This is a genomic window from Actinospineispora spinosispora DSM 44797, assembly GCF_000429025.1.
Lineage (GTDB): Bacteria > Actinomycetota > Actinomycetes > Mycobacteriales > Pseudonocardiaceae > Pseudonocardia > Pseudonocardia spinosispora.
Window position 1 is genome coordinate 1 of sequence record NZ_AUBB01000055.1, and the last position, 21,796, is coordinate 21,796.

At 70.4% G+C, this 21,796-nt stretch carries 21 protein-coding genes and 2 rRNA genes; all 23 read left to right on the top strand.

Going from position 1 to position 21,796, the window contains the following annotated elements; translation table 11 throughout:
* Positions 1-117, top strand: a 23S ribosomal RNA gene (locus tag G406_RS0121765); the annotation flags it as partial.
* Positions 118-205: 88 nt separating this feature from the next.
* Positions 206-322 (top strand): 5S ribosomal RNA (gene rrf, locus G406_RS0121770).
* A gap of 127 nt (positions 323-449) precedes the next feature.
* On the top strand, positions 450-2,261 hold the full coding sequence (locus tag G406_RS59000; RefSeq protein WP_064742993.1) for a hypothetical protein: 1,812 nt from the start codon (positions 450-452) through the stop codon (positions 2,259-2,261).
* The gene (locus G406_RS0121780) at positions 2,258-3,298 is read left to right on the top strand and encodes an HAD-IIA family hydrolase (protein WP_028935428.1); all 1,041 of its coding nucleotides are present in this window, start codon (positions 2,258-2,260) and stop codon (positions 3,296-3,298) included. The genes G406_RS59000 and G406_RS0121780 overlap by 4 nt, the downstream gene beginning before the upstream one ends.
* Positions 3,299-3,312: 14 nt before the next feature.
* A complete protein-coding gene (locus G406_RS57145) occupies positions 3,313-3,513 on the top strand; it encodes a hypothetical protein (RefSeq protein WP_156935061.1) in 201 nt (66 codons plus the stop codon).
* Between the two features lie 6 nt (positions 3,514-3,519).
* A complete protein-coding gene (locus tag G406_RS0121790; RefSeq protein ID WP_028935429.1) occupies positions 3,520-4,368 on the top strand; it encodes a TlyA family RNA methyltransferase in 849 nt (282 codons plus the stop codon).
* Positions 4,365-5,270, top strand: a complete 906-nt coding sequence (locus tag G406_RS0121795) for an NAD kinase (protein WP_028935430.1) — start codon at positions 4,365-4,367, stop codon at positions 5,268-5,270. Before G406_RS0121790 ends, G406_RS0121795 begins: the two co-directional genes overlap by 4 nt.
* Positions 5,271-5,904: 634 nt before the next feature.
* Positions 5,905-7,752, top strand: a complete 1,848-nt coding sequence (gene recN / locus G406_RS48805; protein WP_037077867.1) for a DNA repair protein RecN — start codon at positions 5,905-5,907, stop codon at positions 7,750-7,752.
* A gap of 127 nt (positions 7,753-7,879) precedes the next feature.
* Complete coding sequence (gene steA / locus G406_RS0121805) at positions 7,880-9,076, top strand: putative cytokinetic ring protein SteA (RefSeq protein WP_028935431.1); 1,197 nt, start codon at positions 7,880-7,882, stop codon at positions 9,074-9,076.
* Positions 9,076-10,014: a copper transporter gene (locus G406_RS0121810; RefSeq protein WP_028935432.1), complete on the top strand. Its 939-nt coding sequence runs from the start codon at positions 9,076-9,078 to the stop codon at positions 10,012-10,014. The genes steA and G406_RS0121810 overlap by 1 nt, the downstream gene beginning before the upstream one ends.
* A gap of 39 nt (positions 10,015-10,053) precedes the next feature.
* Entirely contained in the window at positions 10,054-11,757 is a 1,704-nt protein-coding gene (locus tag G406_RS0121815) for a CTP synthase (RefSeq protein WP_425414612.1), read from the top strand.
* Positions 11,754-12,401, top strand: coding sequence for an NUDIX domain-containing protein (locus G406_RS48810; RefSeq protein ID WP_037077871.1), 648 nt, complete (start codon positions 11,754-11,756; stop codon positions 12,399-12,401). The genes G406_RS0121815 and G406_RS48810 overlap by 4 nt, the downstream gene beginning before the upstream one ends.
* A gap of 191 nt (positions 12,402-12,592) precedes the next feature.
* Positions 12,593-13,087, top strand: a complete 495-nt coding sequence (locus G406_RS0121825) for a GreA/GreB family elongation factor (protein ID WP_037077872.1) — start codon at positions 12,593-12,595, stop codon at positions 13,085-13,087.
* Positions 13,088-13,267: 180 nt separating this feature from the next.
* The gene (gene xerD / locus G406_RS0121830; protein ID WP_037077884.1) at positions 13,268-14,173 is read left to right on the top strand and encodes a site-specific tyrosine recombinase XerD; all 906 of its coding nucleotides are present in this window, start codon (positions 13,268-13,270) and stop codon (positions 14,171-14,173) included.
* Between the two features lie 150 nt (positions 14,174-14,323).
* Entirely contained in the window at positions 14,324-15,229 is a 906-nt protein-coding gene (locus G406_RS0121835) for a ParA family protein (protein ID WP_028935436.1), read from the top strand.
* A 5-nt stretch (positions 15,230-15,234) separates the two neighbouring features.
* A complete protein-coding gene (locus G406_RS48815) occupies positions 15,235-16,026 on the top strand; it encodes a segregation and condensation protein A (protein ID WP_084216290.1) in 792 nt (263 codons plus the stop codon).
* A complete protein-coding gene (gene scpB, locus G406_RS48820) occupies positions 16,026-16,649 on the top strand; it encodes an SMC-Scp complex subunit ScpB (RefSeq protein ID WP_084216288.1) in 624 nt (207 codons plus the stop codon). Before G406_RS48815 ends, scpB begins: the two co-directional genes overlap by 1 nt.
* Positions 16,642-17,403 (top strand): pseudouridine synthase, encoded by a 762-nt coding sequence (locus G406_RS0121850; protein ID WP_028935437.1) that lies wholly within the window; start codon positions 16,642-16,644, stop codon positions 17,401-17,403. Before scpB ends, G406_RS0121850 begins: the two co-directional genes overlap by 8 nt.
* A gap of 18 nt (positions 17,404-17,421) precedes the next feature.
* Complete coding sequence (locus G406_RS0121855) at positions 17,422-18,189, top strand: lysophospholipid acyltransferase family protein (protein WP_051342492.1); 768 nt, start codon at positions 17,422-17,424, stop codon at positions 18,187-18,189.
* A 55-nt stretch (positions 18,190-18,244) separates the two neighbouring features.
* On the top strand, positions 18,245-18,607 hold the full coding sequence (aroH, locus tag G406_RS0121860; protein WP_028935439.1) for a chorismate mutase: 363 nt from the start codon (positions 18,245-18,247) through the stop codon (positions 18,605-18,607).
* 318 nt (positions 18,608-18,925) lie between these two features.
* On the top strand, positions 18,926-19,660 hold the full coding sequence (gene cmk, locus G406_RS0121865; protein WP_425414613.1) for a (d)CMP kinase: 735 nt from the start codon (positions 18,926-18,928) through the stop codon (positions 19,658-19,660).
* Positions 19,657-20,346 (top strand): lysophospholipid acyltransferase family protein, encoded by a 690-nt coding sequence (locus tag G406_RS48825; protein ID WP_037077874.1) that lies wholly within the window; start codon positions 19,657-19,659, stop codon positions 20,344-20,346. The genes cmk and G406_RS48825 overlap by 4 nt, the downstream gene beginning before the upstream one ends.
* Entirely contained in the window at positions 20,346-21,764 is a 1,419-nt protein-coding gene (der, locus tag G406_RS0121875; RefSeq protein WP_028935441.1) for a ribosome biogenesis GTPase Der, read from the top strand. Before G406_RS48825 ends, der begins: the two co-directional genes overlap by 1 nt.
* The last annotated feature ends 32 nt before the right edge of the window (positions 21,765-21,796 follow it).

Consider the following 21,796-nt stretch of genomic DNA (forward strand, 5'->3'; position numbering starts at 1 on the left):
CTCCCACCACCTTTGCGTGGTTAAGGCCCCCCACAGACTATGGGGTTGATAGGCCAGAGATGGAAGCCCTGTGAGGGGTGGAGTTGACTGGTACTAATAGGCCGAGGGCTTCACCTCAACATTTTGTTCGCATCCACTGTGTGACCCTGAGCAAACAACCCGTGTGGTTGGGTGTTCAAGTAGGGTTTTATATTTGAATATTGTTGTCGGTGGTTTTAGCGTTGGGGAAACGCCCGGTCCCATTCCGAACCCGGAAGCTAAGCCCTTCAGCGCCGATGGTACTGCACTCGGTAGGGTGTGGGAGAGTAGGACACCGCCGACATACAAACCCCATAAGAGGGCGGGCAGCTGGCCGTAGGCCGGCAGCCCGCCCTCTTTTTGTTCTGTGCAGGTATGTGTTGTCGGCGCCCGCGCACAGGTGGGCGCTCGACCCTCGTAGGCTGGTAGGTATGGCAGTGGACGGACAGTCCGATTCCCCTCGGCGCCGAAATGACGGCGCGTCACGTGGCGAGGGCAGCGGGTGGAAGACGCGTGGGTCCGGCGGTAGCGCCCAGCGCGACCGCTCGACGTCTCGGGACTCGAGCGATCGGGGCCGGGGCGCACAGCGGCCGCGGGACAGCGACCGCCCGTGGCGTGGCGCGTCGTCCACCTCTGATCGGGACCGTCCACGCAAGGACGACAGCGGGGGACGGGACCGGAACGACCGGCCGCGCTCCGGGGACGGCCCGCGCCGTGATGACCGGGGTGGCCGAGACCGCACGGGTCGTGAGGGTGCCGCGAAGGGCTATGACCGGTCCTCGCGTGACGGTGGCCGCCCGAATGACAGGTCGGGCTCCGGTTTCCGCGGCTCTGACCGGCCGGCCGCCGGCGGCGCTGGGCGCGGCGGCGACCGCCCCTTCCGCGACAAGCGGACCGGTGCTGGCAGCGACGGTGCGCGGCGTGACGACCGACGCGGTGACGGTGCGCGTCGTGACGACTCCAGCCGGTTCGGTGGCGGTGGACGGCGTGACGACCGGTCGCGTTCCGGTGACTCCTCCCGGACCGGTGATCGGCCGGCCGCCGGAGGCTTCCGGCGGGACGACAAGCCTCGGTCCGGTGGCGGATTCACCCGCGACGACCGTCCGCGTCGCGACGACAGGCCGCGGCGCGACAGCAGGCCGCGCACCGATGAGCGGCCACGCCGTGACGAGCGCCAGGACGACCGCGCTCGCCCGCCCAAGAGAGACGTACACCCGCGTGATGGCGCCTCCCGAGGTGAACGCACGTGGGACCGTCCCCGGTCGGACGGAGACCAGGGCGGCCGGCCCGAGCGTGCCCCCCGCGAGGAGCGCCCGAGCCGGGACGACCGAGGCGAGCGACCGACCTACCGTGGACCCGGCGCGGCGTCCGCCGAGGCCGACGTCACCGGCGCCGGTCGACGCGCCCCCAGCGGCGACCGCCGCGGGTCGGACCGCGATCGGTACAGCGACCGGCGGGGCGGGCCTTCCGCTCGGCGCGACGAGCGGCCCGGGTACAAGGGCCGCCCTCGACGGGACGAGGACAGCGAGCGGGTGCCCAGCGTGCCTGCTCCCGACCTCCCGGACGGGCTCGAGTCGGTCCAGCTGGACACCGAGGTCCGCAGAGACCTGCGCGGCCTCCGCAAGGAAGTCGCGGACGAGGTCGCCAAACACCTGGTGGCGGCGGGCAGTGTGCTCGAGGACGACCCGGCGCGGGCGTTGGTCCACGCGCGGTACGCGCGTTCCAAGGCGGCGCGGCTGGCGATCGTTCGCGAGGCCGTCGGGTTGGCCGCGTACCACGCGGGCGAATGGTCCGAGGCGATCGCCGAGCTGCGTGCTGCCCGGCGCATGGGCGGCGGACCAGGCCACCTCGCGGTGATGGCCGACGCCGAGCGCGCGCTGGGACGGCCGGAGCGTGCGCTGGATCTGGCCAAGGGGCCGGAAGCCAGAGATCTCGACCGCGAGGCGTACATCGAGCTGCTCATCGTCGCGGCGGGTGCCCGGCGGGACCTCGGTGAGGCGGACGCGGCGGTGCTGAGTCTCCAGGTTCCCGAGCTGGAGGCCAGCCAGCGTGCGACGTGGAGCCCCCGGCTGTTCTACGCATACGCCGACTCGCTGCTGGCGGCGGGGCGCAGGGAGGAAGCGATGCGCTGGTTCCTCAACGCGGAAGAGGCCGACGACGAGGGCATGACCGACGCGGCGGATCGGCTCGACCAGCTCGCCGCCGAGTCGGACCCGGCACCGGCGGGTGACAGCCCGTCGTGACGACGCTGCTCGACACGCGGGACGCGCTCCTGTTCGATCTCGACGGCACCCTGTTCCGGGGAGCCACCGCCGTTCCCGGCGCGGTATCGGCCGTGGCGTCGGCCGCGGAACGAGGTGTGCGTATCTGCTACCTGACCAACAACGGTTCCCGCAGCGGTGCGCAGGTGGTCGAGCACCTGCGCGGGCTGGGTTTCCCGGCGACCGAACCCGAGGTGGTCACGAGTGGCCAGGGGGCTGCCCGCATCCTCGCCGACCGGCTGCCGCGCGACTCGACCGTTCTGGTCGTGGGCACCGAGGCGCTAGCCGCCGAGGTGACCGGTCTCGGGCTCCGAGTGGTCGAGAGGGCAGAGGACGCGGCCGCGGTCGTCCAGGGGCATTCGCCGAAGACCGGGTGGGCCGACCTGGCCGAGGCGGCACTGGCGATCAGGGCCGGCGCCCTGTGGGTGGCGTGCAACGTCGACGCGACGCTCCCGGACGAGCGTGGTCTCCTGCCCGGCAACGGCGCGATGGTGGCGGCGGTGGCCAAGGCGACCGGCAGCGTGCCGCTCGTCGCGGGCAAACCCGAAGTGCCGCTCTTCGACGAGGCCGTCCGGCGTACCGGCGCGCGTCGCCCGCTGGTCGTGGGCGACCGGTTGGACACCGACATCTCGGGGGCGAACGGGGCCGGCCTGCCCAGCCTGCTGGTTCTGACCGGCGTCGCGGACGCCCACGCCGTGCTGACGACGGGTCAGGAGAACGAGCGGCCGACCTACCTCGCGGCCGACCTGGGTGCCTTGGCCGAGGACGCCGACCTGCTGCGGCCCTCGGCGAGGTCCGCGTGGCAGGTCGAGAAGGATCACGCCGGGCTCACCCTGAGCTGGGCCGGTGACGAGACGCCGGACGCGGTTGCCGCGCTGCGCGCGTTGTGCGCGGTGCACTGGGCCGAGGGTGGCGGTCCCGTCGACGTGCGGCCCGATGGTCGTGCGGCCGCCGAGGTACTGCGGTCACTCGGCCTGTCCGGTGACGGCGCGCGGCCGGGAGACGCTCCGGTCGGATAGCGTGAGGTGACCAGATGCGCTACCGACAAGAGGGAGCCATGTCTCCGGACGAGCAGTCGCCCGAGAACCCTGGGCATCCGACAGGTGCCGGTATCCCCGCTGCGTTGGCGGCGCTGGAGGGGCTGGACAACCGGCCGACCGCGGCCCACGTCGCCGTGTTCGAGCAGATGCACACCGCGCTGACCGACGCGTTGTCGTCGATCGACGGGGTGTGACCTCCGGTGGTGCGTCGTGCGCGTTTGGACGCGGAGCTGGTCCGTCGAGGGCTTGCCCGTTCGCGCCAGCAGGCAGCGGAACTGATCGCCGGCGGCCGAGTGCTCGTCCGAGGGGTCCCCGCGACGAAGGCGGCCACCGCCGTCGAAACCGACGCACCGCTCATCGTGGGCCAGGACGAGGGCCCGGAATGGGCGTCGCGGGGCGCACTGAAGCTGATCGGGGCGCTGGACGCCTTCGAGCCGGCCGGGTTGAGCGTCTCGGGCCGTCGCTGTCTGGACGCGGGCGCCTCGACCGGCGGGTTCACCGACGTCCTCCTGCACCGGGGTGCGTCGGAAGTGGTCGCGGCCGATGTCGGGTACGGGCAGATGATCTGGCGACTGCGCTCCGACGAGAGGGTGCGGGTGCTCGACCGGACCAACGTCCGTTCGCTGACTCCCGAGGCCACCGAAGGACTGGTGCAGCTGACCGTCGCCGACCTGTCCTTCATCTCGTTGCGCACCGTGCTGCCCGCGCTGGTCGCGTGCACCGAGCCAGACGGTGACCTGGTTCCGATGGTCAAGCCGCAGTTCGAGGTCGGTCGACGCCGGCTCGGCTCCGGCGGTGTCGTGCGCGATCCGGAGCTGCGGGTCGCGGCGCTCGAGGAGGTCGCGACGGCGGCCGCGACCATGGGACTGAGCGTGCGTGGCGCCGTGGCCAGCCCCGCGCCCGGCCCGGCTGGCAACGTCGAATACTTCCTGTGGCTGCGTATGGACGCGGAGCGGGAGATCACCGCTGCCCCGGATACAGAGCCCGCCACGCTCGACGAGAGTGTGCGCGAGACCATCCTGACCGCCGTGCGAGAGGGTCCTCAGTGACGCGTGAGGCACTTCTGGTCGTGCACGCCGGGCGCCGAGCCAACCAGGATGTCGCCGCGGCTGTGGTCCGTCGTCTCGCGTCCGCTGGCATCCGGCTCCGGGTGTTCGCCGACGAGTGGGACGACATGCCCCGGGACCTGCCGGCCGGCATGGAACCGGTTCCGGTCGACTTCGAGCCGGAATCCGCGAAGGGCGTCGAGGTCGTACTCGTGCTGGGCGGCGACGGCACACTGCTACGGGCCGCCGAGCTCGCTCGTCCCGCCGGGGTGCCGCTGCTCGGTGTGAACCTCGGACGGGTCGGTTTCCTGGCTGAAGCCGACCCCGAGTCGCTGGACGAAGCCGTCAGCGCGGTCATCGAGAACGACTACCACGTCGAAGAACGGATGACCGTCGAAGCGTCCGTGGTGATCAACGGTGGTGGTTCCGTGCGACGGACCTGGGCACTCAACGAAGCGGCAATCGATCGGACGAGCCGGGGACGCATTCTCGACGTGGTGCTGGAGGTCGACGGCCGGCCGGTCACCGGCTTCGGCTGCGACGGGGTCCTGTGCGCGACGCCGACCGGTTCGACCGCCTACGCCTTCTCCGCGGGCGGACCGGTGATCTGGCCCGAGGTCGAGGCCCTGCTGATGGTCCCGCTGACCGCGCACGCACTGTTCGCCCGGCCCCTGGTGATCTCACCCCGATCGCAGGTCGCGCTGGAGATCGACGCCGACGGTTACCCGGCGGTGCTGGTGTGTGACGGTCGGAGAACCATCCCCGTGCCACCCGGGGCCCGGGTGGAGCTGGCGAGGGGGGACGCTCCGGTCAGGTTGGTCCGCCTACGCGCACAGCCGTTCACAGACCGCCTGGTCCGCAAGTTCAGCCTCCCCGTACGTGGCTGGCGCGGGCCGGCCTCATAGGCCTGTCCCGCGCGCCATCGTTCCCGGAAGGCCCTCCGGGCCGACCGGGAACGATCCAGGCGGCTCGCCTAACGGCTCGCTGCCTGGGGTTTTTCCTCGCGGGCCCCTCAACCCTTCGGGCTGAGGGGCCCACTCGGAAAAATGTCGCCTTCGGCGACGCGCGCGCTTGGTGCCCCGGCTTGGGAGCCGCCACTCATGCACTACCCGCCTGCGGCGGAACCCCTTCGGGCGCCTGTGCGGGGCCTCCTTATGCACCGTGCTTCGCCACATTCCCGGTGCGAGGTGAGGGGGCCCAGAGGCTGGACCCGTGAGTGTTTTGGGTTGTCCTGGCAACCCAAAACACTCACGGCTCCTCATCCGGCTACGCATGCACAGGTGTCTTGAAAGTTGGCTCCGCGAGTCTCCGAAGGAGTTCCGGCGAAGGCCGGCGTAGTGAATGTCCGCAACCACAGTGCTCGGCTGTCAGGGCGGCTCCCAGGGTGGGCACAAGCGCGCGATTGGGCGAGTCCTCGAGCCTTCTTTTCTGGGAGTACCCCAGCGAGCGCTCGCGCGAGCCGGGGTGGTCACAGAAAAGAGCCGCGCGGAAAAGGCCCAAAAAGACAGCCTGTCAGGGGGCGCGCCTAGACTCATCAGCATGCTGGCCGAGATGCGGATCCAGGGGCTCGGCGTGATTGATGACGCCACGCTCGAACCGCACCCGGGACTGACGGTGCTCACCGGTGAGACCGGTGCCGGTAAGACCATGGTGGTCACCGGGCTGACACTGCTCGGGGGTGGACGGGCGGAAGCCTCGCGAGTGTCGGAGGGCGCTGGTCGGGCCCTGGTCGAGGGGCGGTTCGTCGCGGGTGAGGCCGCGTTACGGATCGCCGAGGAGGTCGGAGCGGAGGCCGATGAGGACGGCACGCTGATCGCGATCCGCACCGTGAGTGCGGATGGCCGGTCGCGGGCGCACCTCGGCGGTCGTTCGGTGCCGGTCGGTGTTCTGTCCCGGTTGGCCGAGGCGGTGCTGGCCGTGCACGGGCAGAACGACCAGCTGCGGTTGTTGCGTTCGACCGAGCAGCGCGCGGTGCTCGACCGGTACGCGGGCGATGCGGTGTCCGGGCCGCTGGAGGAGTACCGGGCTGTCCGTGAGCGCTGGAAGCACGTCTGCGAGCAGCTGGTGGAGCGCCGCGACAGCGCGCGTGAGCTGGCGCGCGAAGCGGATTTGCTGCGGCACGGGGTGAACGAGATCAGCTCGGTGAACCCACAGCCGGGCGAGGATGTCGCGCTGGTGGCCGAGGCGCGCAGGCTCGCCGAGGCCGACGACCTGCGTGCGGCGGCGGGCGGGGCCCGCATGGCAGTGGCCGGCGGTGACGGCGGCGGTGAGCTCGATGTGGCGTCCGACGGGTCGGACCAGCCCGGGGCGCTCGGTCTGCTCGGTGAGGCCCGGCGACTGCTCGTCGACTCGGGGGATCCGGCTCTGGTGCAGCTGGCACCCAGGCTGGCCGAGGCCGACGTGGTGCTCGCCGACGTCGCGGGCGAGCTCGCCGGTTACCTGGAAGCCCTCGACGCCGACCCGGAACGTTTGCAGACGGTACTGGCACGGCAGGCGGAGCTGCGGTCGCTGACCCGTAAGTACGCCGCTGACACCGACGGCGTGCTGCACTGGGCCGAGCAGGCCGCCGAGCGGCTGGCCGGTATCGACACGAGCGACGAGGCGATCGCGGCGCTGGTCGCCGAACGCGACCAGCTGGCCGGTCACCTGGTGAAGCACGCGGAAGCGTTGTCGAAGGCCAGGCAGGAGGCGGCGGGTCGGCTGGCCTCGGCGGTCACCGACGAGCTGTCGGGGCTCGCCATGCCCGACGCACGGTTGTCGGTGGAGCTGAGCAGACGGGAGCTGGACGGCGCGGCGGCGCGCGGTGCCGACAGCGGTGGTGTGCAGCTGGACGGACGTTGGGTGCAGGCCGGCCCGGACGGCGTGGACGAGGTGGAGCTGCGTCTCGTGCCGCACGCCGGCTCGGCGGCGGTGCCTCTACACAAGGGTGCCTCCGGCGGTGAGCTCTCGAGGGTGATGTTGGCGCTCGAGGTCGTACTGGCGCATGCCGACCCGGTGCCGACGATGGTGTTCGACGAGGTCGACGCCGGTGTCGGCGGTCGCGCCGCGGTGGAGATCGGCCGGCGCCTCGCTCGGCTGGCGAGCAGTCACCAGGTGATCGTGGTGACGCACCTGCCGCAGGTCGCGGCCTACGCGGACCGTCATGTGGTGGTGGACAAGCGTGGCGCGCAGACCAAGGGCACCACACAGGGACGCGTCCGCACGCTGAGTGAGGCGGACCGGATCGTCGAGCTGGCGCGGATGCTGGCCGGCCTCGACGACACAGGGACGGGGCGTGCCCACGCCGAGGAGCTGCTGACCATGGCCTCCACCGAGAAGGCGGAGCAACGTTCCTCGACTGCGGGAACAGGGCGTCGAGCGCGTGCCCGGAAAAACAACACTGAGTAGCTGAATCGCTACGGAATGAAGTCGTCGCAGGTGAATTCTCAGGCGACCGACGGCGTGCGCGGACGAATCCGCGACGCGCGGGCGCTAAATGCGGGGAGTTGCACCCGGGGCTTGACACCATTGGTGTATGAAAATGTCCGGTTTGCTCTCTGCAGTCACGTTGCGGGACCGCCGGGAGCTGCCGGGGTTGTCCGGCACCGCCAGGGTGGATCGGCACACCGAGTCGCTGCTTCGCAGGGTCAGCCCTGGTGAGATCGCTGTCATCGACCAGATCGACCTCGACCGGGTCACCGCGGACGGGTTGATCGCCTCAGGTGTCGCGGCGGTAATCAATGCGTCGCCGTCCATCTCGGGACGTTTTCCCAATCTGGGTCCGGCCGCGTTGATTTCCGCCGGAATAACGCTGGTCGACGGAATCGGCGACGAAACACTCCGACGATTGCGTGACGGTTCCCGGATTCGTCTGCATGACGGCGCGGTGTTCCTCGGTGACGAGCTGGTCGGGAGGGGCGTGCCGCAGACCGAGGAGTCGGTCGCCGAGGCGATGCACCACGCGAAGGAAGGGCTGGCCAACCAGCTCGAGGCCTTCTCGGCGAACACCATCGAATTCATGCGCCGCGACCGCGCGCTGCTGTTGGACGGCGTCGGGGTGCCGGATGTGCGCGTGCCGTTGCGCGGCCACCACGTCCTGGTGGTGGCCGGCGGCAGCGACCTCGCGGCGGACCTGGTCGCGCTGCGTCGCTACATCAAGGAGTACCACCCGGTGCTGGTCGGCGTCGAAGGCGGCGCCGACGCACTGTGGCAAGCGGGACACCGCCCCGACCTTCTGGTCGGCGACCCCGCCGAAATCTCGGACGACGTGCTGGTCAGCGGCGCGGACGTGGTCGTACCGGCGTTCGCCGACGGCCACGCGCCCGGTCTGCACCGGGTGCAGGACCTCGGGACCGGCGCGGTGACCTTCCCCGCGTCCGCGAACCCGGAGGACCTCGCCCTGCTGCTGGCTCACCACCACGGCGCGAGTCTCATCGTGACGGTCGGTTTCCAGGCGACGCTGGGTGAGTTCCTCGACCGGGGCCGCTCCAGCAGCAACGCGTCGACGTTCCTGACCCGCCTCAAGGTGGGGAACCTGCTGGTCGACGGCAAGGCGGTCGCGGCGTTGTACCGCAGCCCGGTGTCGGCAGGCGCGGTTCTGGTACTGGTCGGCGCGGTGCTCATCGCGACGTTCGCCGCGCTGATGGTGACGAGCGCCGGTCCGGCGATCATCGGCTATCTCGAACGAGCGGTGTCGTCGCTGGTCGAGTTCGTTCAGGGGTGGATGGCCTGATGATGTCGCTTCGTTATCACGTCGTGTCGCTCACCGCGGTCTTCCTGGCGTTGGCACTCGGTGTCGTGCTCGGGTCGACCAGCGTGAGCCAGCGGCTGCTGTCGGTCGTCGCGGGTGACCGGGACAACCTGACCACGCAGGTCGACCAGCTGAGTGCCCAGCGGGACCAGCTGCAGGCCCAGCAGCGCGCCGCCAACGGCTTCGGCGCCGCCGTCGGGCCCACCGTCGTCAAGGGGCAGCTCGCCCAGCGCAAGGTGGTGCTCGTACTCGGGTCGGGGGCCGACCCGACCGATCGGGACGCGGTCCGTCAGCTGCTGTCGGACGCCGGGGCGACGGTGACCGGCGAGGTGGAACTCACCGACGCGATCATCGACCCGGCGCGCGCCGACGCCGTCCGTGACCTGACCACACGCCTGTTGCCCAGTGGCGCCCAGCTGCCCAGCGCGACCGACGCGGGGGGACTGGTCGGCGGGCTGCTCGGCAACGTGCTGCTCGTGGGCCGTAACGGCCAGCCGCACGCGGCGTCCGACCAGGCAGCGGCGGCGTTGACCGGACTCACCCAGGGTGGCTTCGTGAAGCCCGGCGCCAAGCCGGACCCCGCGCAGCTCGCCGTGGTCCTGACCGGTGGCGGCCTGTCCGGCGCCGACGCGCCCGAGCGGGCCGCGACCCTGGCCCGGCTGTCCAGCGAACTGGACCGAGCCGGCAGCGGGGCGGTACTGGCCGGGCGGTCCGGCAGCGAAGGGTCGACCGGGCCGGTGGGCGTTGTCCGGGCGGACGGCACGATCTCCGCGACGCTGTCGACGGTCGACGATGTCGAGACGGCCGTCGGGCGGGTCGCGGCGGTACTGGCACTGCGCGAACAAACCGCAGGTCAGGCGGGTAGGTACGGTGCGGCGTCGACTGCGCAGGCGCCGATTCCGGGCACTTCGGCGGGTTGACCGAACGTTACCCGGGACACGGTGTTACCGTGAGTGTCCGTGCAGACGCGCGCGACCAGGCATGTTTTCGTCACCGGCGGTGTTGCCTCCTCTCTCGGTAAGGGGCTCACCGCTTCCAGCCTCGGCCAACTGCTGACATCCCGTGGACTACGGGTGATCATGCAGAAGCTGGATCCCTATCTGAACGTCGATCCCGGCACGATGAATCCTTTCCAGCATGGCGAGGTTTTCGTGACCGAGGACGGCGCGGAGACGGATCTGGACATCGGCCACTACGAGCGTTTCCTTGACCGGGATCTGTCCGGTCATGCGAACGTGACCACCGGCCAGATCTATTCGAGCGTCATCGCGAAGGAGCGGCGCGGCGAGTATCTGGGGGACACGGTTCAGGTCATCCCGCATATCACGAACGAGATCAAGGACCGGATTCTGGCGATGTCCGAGCCGGACTCCGACGGCGTCACCCCCGACGTCGTGATCACCGAGGTCGGGGGGACCGTCGGCGACATCGAGTCACTCCCGTTCCTGGAGGCGGTACGCCAGATCCGGCACGACGTGGGACGGGACAACTGTTTCTTCCTGCACGTGTCGCTGGTGCCCTACCTCGCGCCGTCGGGTGAGCTGAAGACCAAGCCCACCCAGCACTCGGTGGCGGCGCTGCGCAACATCGGTATCCAGCCGGATGCACTGGTGCTGCGCGCCGACCGGGAGATCCCGGAGGGCATGAAGCGCAAGATCAGTCTGATGTGCGACGTGGACACCGACGGTGTCGTCGCCGCGCCGGACGCCCCGTCGATCTACGACATCCCGAAGGTCCTGCACAGCGAAGGCCTGGATGCGTATGTGGTGCGCCGGCTCGGGCTGCCGTTCCGGGACGTCGACTGGACGGTGTGGGGCGACCTGCTGGACCGGGTGCACCATCCGAAGGAGTCGGTGCGGATCGCGCTGGTCGGCAAGTACGTCGACCTGCCCGACGCGTACCTGTCGGTGACCGAGGCGTTGCGTGCCGGCGGGTTCGCCCATCGGGCCCACGTCGAGGTCGTCTGGGTGACCTCGGACGACTGCGAGGACGCGAGCGCCGCGACGGCACTGGCCGGCGTGGACGGTGTGCTCATCCCCGGCGGGTTCGGCATCCGGGGGATCGAGGGCAAGATCGGCGCCATCCGGTACGCCCGCGAGCGCGGCATCCCGGTGCTGGGGCTGTGCCTCGGTCTGCAGTGCATGGTCATCGAGGTGGCCCGGTCACTCGCCGGACTCGACGGCGCGAGCTCCTCGGAGTTCGACCCGGACACGCCGCACGCCGTCATCTCGACCATGGCCGACCAGGAGGACGTCGTCGCCGGTGAGCGGGACATGGGCGGCACCATGCGCCTCGGCGCCTACCCGGCGGTCCTCGCCGAGGGCAGCGTGACCGCGGCCGCGTACGGGACGACGAAGGTGTCGGAACGTCACCGGCACCGGTACGAGGTGGCCAACCAGTACCGTCCGCAGCTGGCCGAAGCGGGTCTGCTGCTGTCCGGTACCTCCCCGGACAAGCGGCTCGTCGAGTTCGTCGAACTGAACGCCGACGTGCACCCCTTCTTCGTCGGTACCCAGGCGCACCCGGAGCTGAAGAGCCGTCCCACCCGGCCGCACCCGCTGTTCAGCGCGTTCGTCGCGGCGGCGCTGAGGTACAGCGCGGCCGACCGTCTGCCGGTGGAGCTGCCGAGCCGGTCGCCGGAACGTGCCGGGGCCGCCCAGTGAGCGATCACACGTACCCGGTGCGCGCCAGCAGGGAGATCTACCGGGGCCGGGTGCTCGCGTTGCGCGCGGACGAGGTGGAGATGCCGGGTGGTCGTGTCGCCGTCAGGGAGATCTTCGAGCATCCCGGCGCGGTGGCCATCGCGGCGCTCGACGCCGACGGCCGGCTCGCCGTCATCGAGCAGTACCGGCACGCGGTGCGTCGCCGGCTGCTCGAGCTCCCTGCCGGGCTGCTGGACGTGCCGGGGGAGGACCCCGCCGAGGCGGCCGCGCGTGAGCTGGGCGAGGAGGCCGGCCTCGCGGCGTCCGACTGGTCGGTGCTCCTCGACCTCGTGCCGTCGCCGGGGTTCAGCGACGAGAGCGTCCGGGTGTACCTGGCCAGGGAGCTGCGCGAGGTCGAGCGGCCGGACCTGGGTGATGACGAGGAGTCCGAGCTGCGGCTGGAATGGCTGCCGGTGGCCGACGCGATACGGGCGGTCGTAGCGGGTGAGATCGTCAACTCGGTCTCCGCCGCCGCGATTCTGGGTGTGCACGCGGTGCTCACCGGTCAGGCCGAACCGCGGGCCCTGGACGCGCCGTGGCCCGACCGGTCGACCGCGTTCGCGGCGGGCGGTGGCGCCCGAGAGTCTCCCGCTGTCGCCCAATAGAGTGGCAGGCGGTTGAAACAACGCCGGGCGGGGTAGCCGGGTCGCGCGTCGGCGATCGGCACACTGGTCCCGGCGCCCAGATGACGCCTGGCTGCGTTGTCCTGGTTGCGAGTACCAGGTACGAGTTGCAGCTCGGGGCCACTCCGACCGGGACACCGGCCACACCGTTCGACACGTGGCAAGAGGTGGCAATGAGTATCAGCAAGGGGTCCCAGCTCGCCGGAAACGGTCTGAGCGAGGAGGCTCGGGGTCGGCTCGAGGAAGAGCTCGACGTGTTGCGTGGACAACGGGGTGCGCTGGGGACCGACCGCGACGAGCAGGGTGTCGGTGACCGAGCGGACGACGCGGAGGCGCTGCAGCGGCTGAACGACGCGGCGCTGCTGGACGAGCGGATCGCCGAGGTCACCCGGCTGCTCGCCACCGGTGCCCCGCAGGACAGCGTCGCCGACCACGGCCTGCCGGACGGCACGGCGATCACCCTGCGCCACGGCGACGGAACGGTCGAGACGCTGCGCGCCGTACGGTTCACCGCGCTGGTACCCGAGGGCGAGGAAGACAGCTCCCTGACCCTGGACAGCCCCCTGGGCCAGGCGATAGCCGGCCACCGGGCAGGTGACACGGTCTCCTACCAGACCCCCGCCGGCCCCCGCCGTGCCGAGATCGTGACGATCCGCCCACCCGCCTGACCCGGTCCCCGCGCGCCACACCGCGCACCGTCCGTCCACACCGCGCACCGTGCACACCGCGCGGCGTGACCGGTAGGTGCGCGGTCCGGCGTCTAAGCTGGCTGCCTCATGACGCTGGCGGACGCCCAACGCTCCGCGCCGAAGCGAACCGGCGCGGACGGTGACGTGCCCGCCGGGTTGATGCGGATCTTGACCGAGTACCTGGACCACCTCATCGTCGAGCGTGGTCTCGCCGACAACACGCTGCGCTCGTACCGGCGTGACCTGCGTCGATACGTGGAGTACCTGGGCCGGATCGGCGTCTCGGAGCTGGCCGAGGTCACCGAGGCGATGGTCGCGGAGTTCCTCGCCGTCCTGCGTGAGGGGGACGAGGACCATCCGCCGCTGGCGACGTCGTCGGCGGCCCGGACCCTCGTGACCGTCCGAGGCCTGCACCGGTTCGCGGTGCGGGACGGGCTGCTGACCTCGGACGTGGCGCACGAGGTGCATCCGCCGACCCCGCCGCGCCGGCTGCCCAAGGCGCTACCGCTGGCGCAGGTCGAACGTCTGCTGGAGGCGTGCGGGCTCGACGAGCCGCTGAGCCTGCGGGACCGCGCCCTGCTGGAGCTGCTCTACTCCACCGGCGCGCGCATCTCCGAAGCGATCGGGCTCGACCTCGACGACGTCGACCTCCAGTCACGCGCGGCGCTGCTGTCCGGCAAGGGCGGCAAGCAGCGAATGGTGCCGATCGGACGACCGGCCGTGGCCGCGCTGGAGGCGTACCGGGTGCGGTCCCGGCCGGGGCTGGCGAGCAAGGGGCGGGGTACACCCGCGCTGTTCCTCAACGCGCGGGGCGGCAGGTTGTCCCGGCAGAGCGCCTGGCAGGTGCTGCGGACCGCCGCCGAGCGGGCCGGGGTCACCGAGCCGGTGTCGCCGCACACCCTGCGGCACTCGTTCGCCACCCATCTCATCGAGGGCGGCGCCGACGTACGGGTGGTCCAGGAGCTGCTGGGCCATGCTTCGGTCACGACCACCCAGATCTACACGCTGGTCACGGTCGACTCGCTGCGTGAGGTGTTCGCGCTGGCGCATCCGAGGTCGCGCTGAGCCCGGCACTACGACATTCGGGTCGACTCCAATAACAGTGGCCTCAGCCCGGCGGGGCGCTTTGGTCGGTGGTCAACGCGACGCATACGCTGGCCGTCGGTATCTGATATGGCAGGTCCGAGCCACCTACGGGACAACCAGGAGCCCGAAATGTCGACACCCCGGCCGATGGACCCAGGGCCGGCGCCGCTCGACGATGATGTTGATGGTCACGACGACTACATCGGCGGCCGTCACCGCCAGGTGGCGCCTGAGCCGGCTCCGCTGAGCTTTCACGGCCCGGCGCGGGTCATCGCGGTAGCGAACCAGAAGGGCGGCGTCGGTAAGACGACGTCCACGATCAACCTCGGTGCCACGCTCGCCGAGTACGGCAGGCGCGTACTGCTGGTCGACTTCGACCCGCAGGGTGCGCTCTCGGTCGGACTCGGGATACAGCCGCACCAGCTCAACCGCACGGTGCACAACCTGCTCATCGAGAGCGGCACCAAGGTCGACGAAGTGATCATCCCCACGACCGTGCCCGGCATGGATCTGCTGCCGAGCAACATCGACCTGTCAGCCGCGGAGGTGCAGCTGGTCACCGAGGTCGGGCGCGAGCAGGCACTCGGTCGGGCGATCCGGCCCGTGCTGCCCGACTACGACATGATCCTCATCGACTGTCAGCCGTCGCTCGGTTTACTCACGATCAACGCGCTGGCCTGCGCACACAGTGTTCTGATCCCGCTCGAATGTGAGTACTTCGCGCTGCGTGGCGTGGCACTGCTGATCGACACGATCGACAAAGTACGGGACCGGTTGAACCCCGACCTGGCCATCAACGGCATCCTTGCAACCATGTACGACCCACGAACCGTGCACACCCGCGACGTGCGGGCCCGCGTGCTCGAGGCGTTCGGCGAGCTCGTGTTCGACGCCACGATCAACCGCACAGTGCGGTTCCCGGAGACCACGGTCGCCGGTGAACCGATCACCAAGTGGGCGCCGAGCTCGGCGGGCGCCCGGGCGTACCGCCAGCTGGCCCGCGAAGTGATCCTGCGCGAGGCGGCCGCCAGGTGACGCTCCTGACCGAACCCGAGCAGACTCCGGCCGAGACGCCCACCGAGCAGCCGGGCGGCCGGTTCACCGTTCGGCTGGACAACTTCAGCGGACCGTTCGACCTGCTGCTGCAGCTGATCAACCGGCACGAGCTCGACGTGACCGAGGTGGCCCTACACCAGGTCACCGACGACTTCATCGCGCACACCAAGGCCCTCGCCGCGTCGGGAGCCGACGCGGACCTCGACGAGATCACCGAGTTCCTGGTGATCGCGGCGACCCTGCTCGACCTCAAGGCGGCCCGGTTGCTGCCGGACGCCGACGTCGACGACATCGAGGACCTGGCGCTCCTCGAAGCGCGGGACCTGCTGTTCGCGCGGCTGCTGCAGTACCGGGCCTACAAGGAGGCCGCCGGGCTGTTCGTCGAGCTGGAGGCCACGGCCCTGCGGCGCTACCCCCGGTCGGTCGCGCTCGAGGACCGGTACGCGCAGCTGCTGCCGGAGGTCATGCTCGGCATGGACGCCGAGCGTTTCGCCGAGCTGGCCGCCGCGGTGTTCCGGCCGAAGCCGCCGCCGACCGTGTCCCTGGATCATCTGCACGTGCGCAAGGTCTCGGTGCCCGAGCACATGGAGCTGCTGCGCGCGCGGCTCCTCGAGCTCGGCCGGGCGAGCTTCCGTCAGCTCATCGAGGACTGCGACGAGCCGCTGCTGGTCGTCGCCCGGTTCCTCGCCGTGCTGGAGCTGCACCGCGAGGCGTCCGTTCACCTGGACCAGCCGGAACCGTTCGGGGACCTGATGATCAGCTTGGCCGCGGCGTGATGTCCGAGGCCCAGGTGGAGGAGAACGACCAGCTGGACGCGGACCAGCCCGAGGAGCTGCCCGAGGCGATCCCGGACGATCTGGCCGACGACGCCCAGCTGGACGGCGCGCTCGAGGCCCTGCTGCTGATCGTGGACGAACCGACCCACGAGCAGCACCTGGCGCAGGCGGTGGACCAGCCGGAGGCGCGCGTGCTGGAGGCACTGCACCGGCTCGTCGAGACGTATCGGGGTCAGGACCGGGGCATCGACCTGCGGCACATCGGCGGCGGGTGGCGGTTCTACACCCGCGACCGCTACGCGCCCTACGTCGAGCGGTTGCTGCGTGACGGCCAGCGCGCGAAGCTCACCCGCGCCGCGCTGGAGACGCTCGCCGTGGTCGCCTACCGACAGCCGGTGACCAGAGCACGGGTGTCGGCGGTGCGCGGTGTGAACTGCGATGGGGTCATGCGTACCCTTCTCACGAGGGGCCTGGTCGAGGAGTCAGGGGTCGATCAGCAGACCCAGGGCATTCTGTACCGCACTTCGGAGTTGTTCCTGGAGCGGCTCGGCCTGTCCTCGCTGGCGGAACTGCCACCGCTAGCCCCGTTGCTACCTGATGTGGACGCGATCGACGATGTCTGAAGTACCTGGCCGCCGCCACGGCGTCGAGCCGACCGGAGTCCGACTGCAGAAAGTGCTGTCCCAAGCCGGAGTCGCCTCCCGACGTGCCGCCGAGGAGATGATCGCCGAGGGCAGGGTCAGCGTGGACGGCGAGGTCGTCCAGCAGATGGGACGCCGGATCGACCCGTCCGTCGCGGTCGTCCGGGTGGACGGGTCGCGGGTCGAACTGCGCGACGACGTCGTTCACCTCGCGCTGAACAAGCCGCGCGGAATGCTGTCCACCATGTCCGACGACCGAGGCAGGGAGTGCGTCGGCGACCTCGTCGCGGGTCGCGACTCACGGCTGTTCCACGTCGGACGACTGGACGCGGAGACCGAGGGGCTCCTGCTGCTCACCAACGACGGGGAGCTGGGGCACCGCCTGATGCACCCGTCGTTCGAGGTGCCCAAGACCTACCTCGCCGAGGTGCCCGGTCCGATCCCGCGTGATCTCGGGCGACGCATGCGCGACGGGGTGCAGCTCATCGACGGTGTGGTGAAGGTCGACTCGTTCAAGGTCATCGACTCGAACGCCGGACGCGCACTGATCGAGCTGGTCCTGCACGAGGGCCGCAAGCACGTGGTGCGACGGTTGCTCGACGAGGTCGGCCACCCGGTCAGCAGGCTGGTGCGCACCGCGGTGGCGGGCGTGCAGCTGGGTTCTCAGCGACCCGGCACCCTCCGGGCGCTGAACCGCCCGGAGCTGGCGTCGCTGTACGAGGCCGTCGGGCTCTGACGTCTCACAGCTGATCGGATGACCCACGGCGTATCGAAGGGCGGACAGGTGTCGACCGTGCCGTTGTTGACCGTGTGGCGCAGGCTCGCGCTGACGGTCCAGTTCCCCCGTCGTGGCCGTGGGCTCTGGTTCAGCATCGCGATCGACGCGATCTGGCCGTTCCTGGCGACCCTGACCAGGCTGGGCTGGCGCTCCGGGCCGAAACTGCCGTCAGGTGGCTGTCTGCTGGCGATCAACCACCTGTCCGACGTCGATCCGATCGTCGACACCGCGTTCGTCATGGCGCACGGTCGCCTGCCCCGCTACCTGGCGAAGGCCGAGCTGTGGGCGATGCCGGTGATCGGGAAGGTTCTCGCCGGTGGCGGGCACATCCCGGTCCAGCGTGAGGCACGCAGCGCGGCCGAGGCCTTCCGGCACGCGATCGAGGCGGTCGAACGCGGCGAGTGCGTCGTGTTCTACCCGGAGGGTACCTACTCGCGGGGCACGAACGGCTGGCCGCTGCCGGGCAAGAACGGCATCGCCAAGGTCGCGCTGCGTAGCGGTGTCCCGGTGATCCCGGTCGCGCAGTGGGGCACCCAGCGGTTGATGGCTCCGGACAGCAGGAAGCCTCAGCTGTGGCCGAGGCCGAGGATCGAGCTGCTCGCGGGTGAGCCGGTCGACCTGAGCCGGTACGCCGACCAGCCGCTGACCCGCAAGAACCTCGACGCGGCCACCGGCGACATCATGGCGGCGATCACCGGGTTGCTCGCGCAGCTGCGGAACGAGACGCCTCCTCAGGCCGGCTGAGAACGCACTGTCGGTCGACAGGCCGCGCGCGGCTCGACGACGTACTGTGTCCGCCATGGCAGTGCGGGCCGTGCGCGGTGCAACTCAGGTGGACAGCAACGATCGCGACGAAATCCTCGAGGCGACGGCGGAGCTCGTCGCCGGTGTGATGGATCGCAACGGGCTGCGGCCCGACGACGTCATCTCGATCCTGTTCACCGCCACTCCGGACCTGACGGCAGAGTTCCCGGCGTACGCCGCGCGCAAGATGGGCCTGACCGATGTGCCGCTCATGTGCGCCACCGAGATCGCCGTCCCCGGGGCGATGCCGAGGGTGTTGCGCCTACTCGCCCACGTGGAGACCGATCGTTCGAGGGTGGATGTCCGTCACGTCTACCAACGAGGCGCGGCGGCCCTGAGATCAGACCTGCCGCGTTAGCTGGCCGGCCCTCGCGCTCGAAAGTTTCCGGTCGGGACCCCTCATCGGCTTCGCCTCGAGGGGTCCGCAACCGGAAACTTGGGGTGGCTCCTTCGTCGCTACCCCCTTGGTTCCTCGCGGACCCCCTCGCTTCGCTTCGGGGGGCCACTCTGAACCAACCGTCGCCTTCGGCGCCGGACGCGCGCTTGTCTGATTGCGTTCTGATCCGCCTGTTGCGTTCTTTGCCGTTCTTCGCCCGGAACTCCCTACGGGAGACTCGCGGAGCCAACTGAGTGGCTCCATGTTCAGCCGCCACCTGGCTGTACGGCACAATGGCTTATTGTGGGTGTCGAGCTGTTGCGCGGGGTAGTTGCGTTGGACGGACCGTCCGGCACGGGAAAATCCACCGTCGCGAAGCGACTTGCTCGTGATTTCGGTGCTCGGTATCTGGACACCGGTTCGATGTACCGCGCTGCGACCCTGGCGGTTCTGCGCGCTGGAGTCGAGCCTGAATCGTCCGCTGGGGCGGACATCGCGGTCGCCGCTGCCGTGCAGGCGGGTACTGATCCGGGTAATCCGACCATCTGCTTGGACGGGGAGAATGTCGCCGCCGAGATTCGGGGGCTTCCGGTCACCAGCGCGGTGAGCGCCGTGTCGGCGCACCCGGTGGTGCGGCATGCGCTCGTGGAGCTGCAGCGCCGCATCATCGCCGAGGTGCTTGCGGACGAGACCCGCGCCGGCATCGTCGTGGAGGGCCGCGACATCGGCACCGTCGTGACGCCGGACGCGCCGCTCAAGGTGTACCTGACCGCGTCCGACGAGATTCGGGCGTCCCGGCGCAGCGGGCAGGACCGGCGCGCGGGGCGGGGTGGCGACCACGCGAGCACGCTGCTGGCGGTGCAGCGTCGTGACGCATTGGACTCCGGGCGCGCGACGTCTCCGCTGCGTCCCGCCGAGGACGCGGTCATGCTGGACACCTCGGAGCTGGACATCGGGGGAGTGCTGGCCGCGCTGCGGGAACTCGTGCGGGACCGGGGTCTGTCGTGGTCCCGAGGTCCCGGCATGGTTCGATGAGCGAGAACCGGGCGGCGCCGGACCTGCCGGAAGGCAGCTGGCCGGTACTGCACGACCTGGCGCGATGGATCGGCACCTGGTTGTTCGCCCCGATGTATCGGCTTCGGCTCTACAACGTGGACAACGTACCCAGGACCGGCCCGGTGGTCCTGGTCGCGAATCACAGTGCTTTCGTCGACGGCCCGCTGTTGTTCGGCATGTTTCGGCGCCGTGCGGTGTTCCTGGTCAAGGAGGAGATGTTCGCGGGCGCCGTCGGGTGGCCGTTGCGGCGGATCGGCCAGCTGGCGGTTCGACGCGACGTCCCGGACCGGGCGCCGTTGCTCGCCGCACAACGGGTGTTGCGCGGCGGCGGCATGGTCGCGGTCTTCCCGGAGGGGACCCGGGGGACGGGCGCTGCGGCATCGGCTCGAAACGGGGCGGCGTGGCTGGCCCGTTCTACGGACGCGGTGATCGTGCCGGTGGTGTGCCGGGGGACCCGACGGCCGGATGGGGCGGGCCGACGGTTCCGGCCGAGAGTGGATGTGTTGGTGGGGGAGCCGTTCGAATGCAACGGCGAGCGGGGCCGCGCCGGACTGGCGGCGGCCACCGAACAGGTCAGGGCGGCGTTGGCTGCTCTGGTCGCTGAACTTGACGGGCTGCGCGGTCTGACCGATGACCGTTCCGGCCCGAGTGCGCAGGAGGCGTAATGAGTACCGACGGAACATGGTCGGACGAGTCGGAACTGACCGCGGCGATCGCGCTGGACGCCGAGGACCCGGATTCGGACTCGGCTGACGAGGTACGGTCCGCCCCGGTGCTAGCCGTGGTGGGCAGGCCGAACGTGGGCAAGTCGACCCTGGTGAACCGGCTGCTCGGGCGCAGGGAAGCGGTCGTGCAGGACGTGTCGGGTGTGACCAGGGACCGGGTCGCCTACGACGCGGTGTGGAACGGACGGCGGTTCACGCTGGTCGACACGGGCGGCTGGGAGCCGGACGCGGAGGGGCTGCAGGCCTCGATCGCGGCGCAGGCCGAGATGGCCATCGCCGCTGCCGACGCCGTTCTGCTGGTGGTGGACGCGCAGGTCGGGGCCACCGCGACGGAAGAGGCGGTCGCCCGGGTACTGCGCCGGTCGAAGACGCCGGTGCTGCTCGCGGCCACAAAGGTCGACGACGACCGGCTGACGGCGGACACCGCATCGCTGTGGTCGCTCGGGCTGGGCGAGCCGCGTCCGGTGAGCGGTCTGCACGGCCGCGGCTCCGGCGATCTGCTGGACGCGATCCTGGAGATCCTGCCGGAGACCCCACGTGACCAGGTGGGCGTTCGGGCGGGCGGGCCACGTCGTGTCGCGCTGGTCGGCAAGCCGAACGTGGGCAAGTCCAGCCTGCTCAACCGGCTGACCGGTGAGGAGCGCTCGGTCGTGGACTCGGTCGCGGGCACCACCGTCGACCCGGTCGACTCGCTGGTCGAGCTCGACGGGCAGGTTTGGCGGTTCGTGGACACGGCGGGCCTGCGCAAGCGGGTGCGCTCGGCGAGTGGGATGGAGTACTACGCGAGCCTGCGTACCCGGTCGGCGATCGAGTCGGCAGAGGTCGTCGTCGTGCTGATCGACTCCTCCGAGCCGATGGCCGAGCAGGACCAGCGTCTGATCACCATGGTCGAGGAGACCGGTCGGGCGCTCGTGCTCGCCTACAACAAGTGGGACCTGGTCGACGAGGACAGAAGACACGCGATGGTGCGCGAGATGGAACGCGACCTCGTACGCGTGCAGTGGGCCCAGCGGGTCAACATCTCGGCGCTCACCGGCCGCGCGGTGCGGAAGATCGCGCCGGCGCTGCGGACCGCGCTGGAGTCCTGGGACCGGCGCATCCCGACCGGTCAGCTCAACGGCTGGCTGGGCGACGTGATCGCGGCAACCCCACCTCCGGTGCGCGGCGGAAAACAGCCCAAGGTACTGTTCGCGACCCAGGCGCAGGCGCGCCCGCCGACATTCGTGCTGTTCAGTACCGGATTCCTGGAGGCGTCCTACCGCCGTTTCCTGGAACGCAGGCTTCGGGAGGACTTCGATTTCACCGGAAGCCCCGTGCGCATCTCGGTTCGCGTCCGTGAGCGTCGCCGCAAGCAGTAGCATGGCCGGACGCGCCTGTCCCCCGGCTGGCA

Bases quoted from the DNA above. Each gene is read 5' to 3' on its own strand.
- scpB (WP_084216288.1), top strand. From the start codon at position 16,026: ATGTCCGAGGCCCAGGTGGAGGAGAACGACCAGCTGGACGCGGACCAG.
- G406_RS0121810 (WP_028935432.1), top strand. From the start codon at position 9,076: ATGATGTCGCTTCGTTATCACGTCGTGTCGCTCACCGCGGTCTTCCTG.
- steA (WP_028935431.1), top strand. From the start codon at position 7,880: ATGAAAATGTCCGGTTTGCTCTCTGCAGTCACGTTGCGGGACCGCCGG.
- G406_RS0121855 (WP_051342492.1), top strand. From the start codon at position 17,422: ATGACCCACGGCGTATCGAAGGGCGGACAGGTGTCGACCGTGCCGTTG.
- G406_RS59000 (WP_064742993.1), top strand. From the start codon at position 450: ATGGCAGTGGACGGACAGTCCGATTCCCCTCGGCGCCGAAATGACGGC.
- xerD (WP_037077884.1), top strand. From the start codon at position 13,268: ATGCGGATCTTGACCGAGTACCTGGACCACCTCATCGTCGAGCGTGGT.
- der (WP_028935441.1), top strand. From the start codon at position 20,346: ATGAGTACCGACGGAACATGGTCGGACGAGTCGGAACTGACCGCGGCG.
- G406_RS0121850 (WP_028935437.1), top strand. From the start codon at position 16,642: ATGTCTGAAGTACCTGGCCGCCGCCACGGCGTCGAGCCGACCGGAGTC.
- G406_RS57145 (WP_156935061.1), top strand. From the start codon at position 3,313: ATGCGCTACCGACAAGAGGGAGCCATGTCTCCGGACGAGCAGTCGCCC.
- aroH (WP_028935439.1), top strand. From the start codon at position 18,245: ATGGCAGTGCGGGCCGTGCGCGGTGCAACTCAGGTGGACAGCAACGAT.
- G406_RS48825 (WP_037077874.1), top strand. From the start codon at position 19,657: ATGAGCGAGAACCGGGCGGCGCCGGACCTGCCGGAAGGCAGCTGGCCG.
- G406_RS0121835 (WP_028935436.1), top strand. From the start codon at position 14,324: ATGTCGACACCCCGGCCGATGGACCCAGGGCCGGCGCCGCTCGACGAT.
- G406_RS0121825 (WP_037077872.1), top strand. From the start codon at position 12,593: ATGAGTATCAGCAAGGGGTCCCAGCTCGCCGGAAACGGTCTGAGCGAG.
- recN (WP_037077867.1), top strand. From the start codon at position 5,905: ATGCTGGCCGAGATGCGGATCCAGGGGCTCGGCGTGATTGATGACGCC.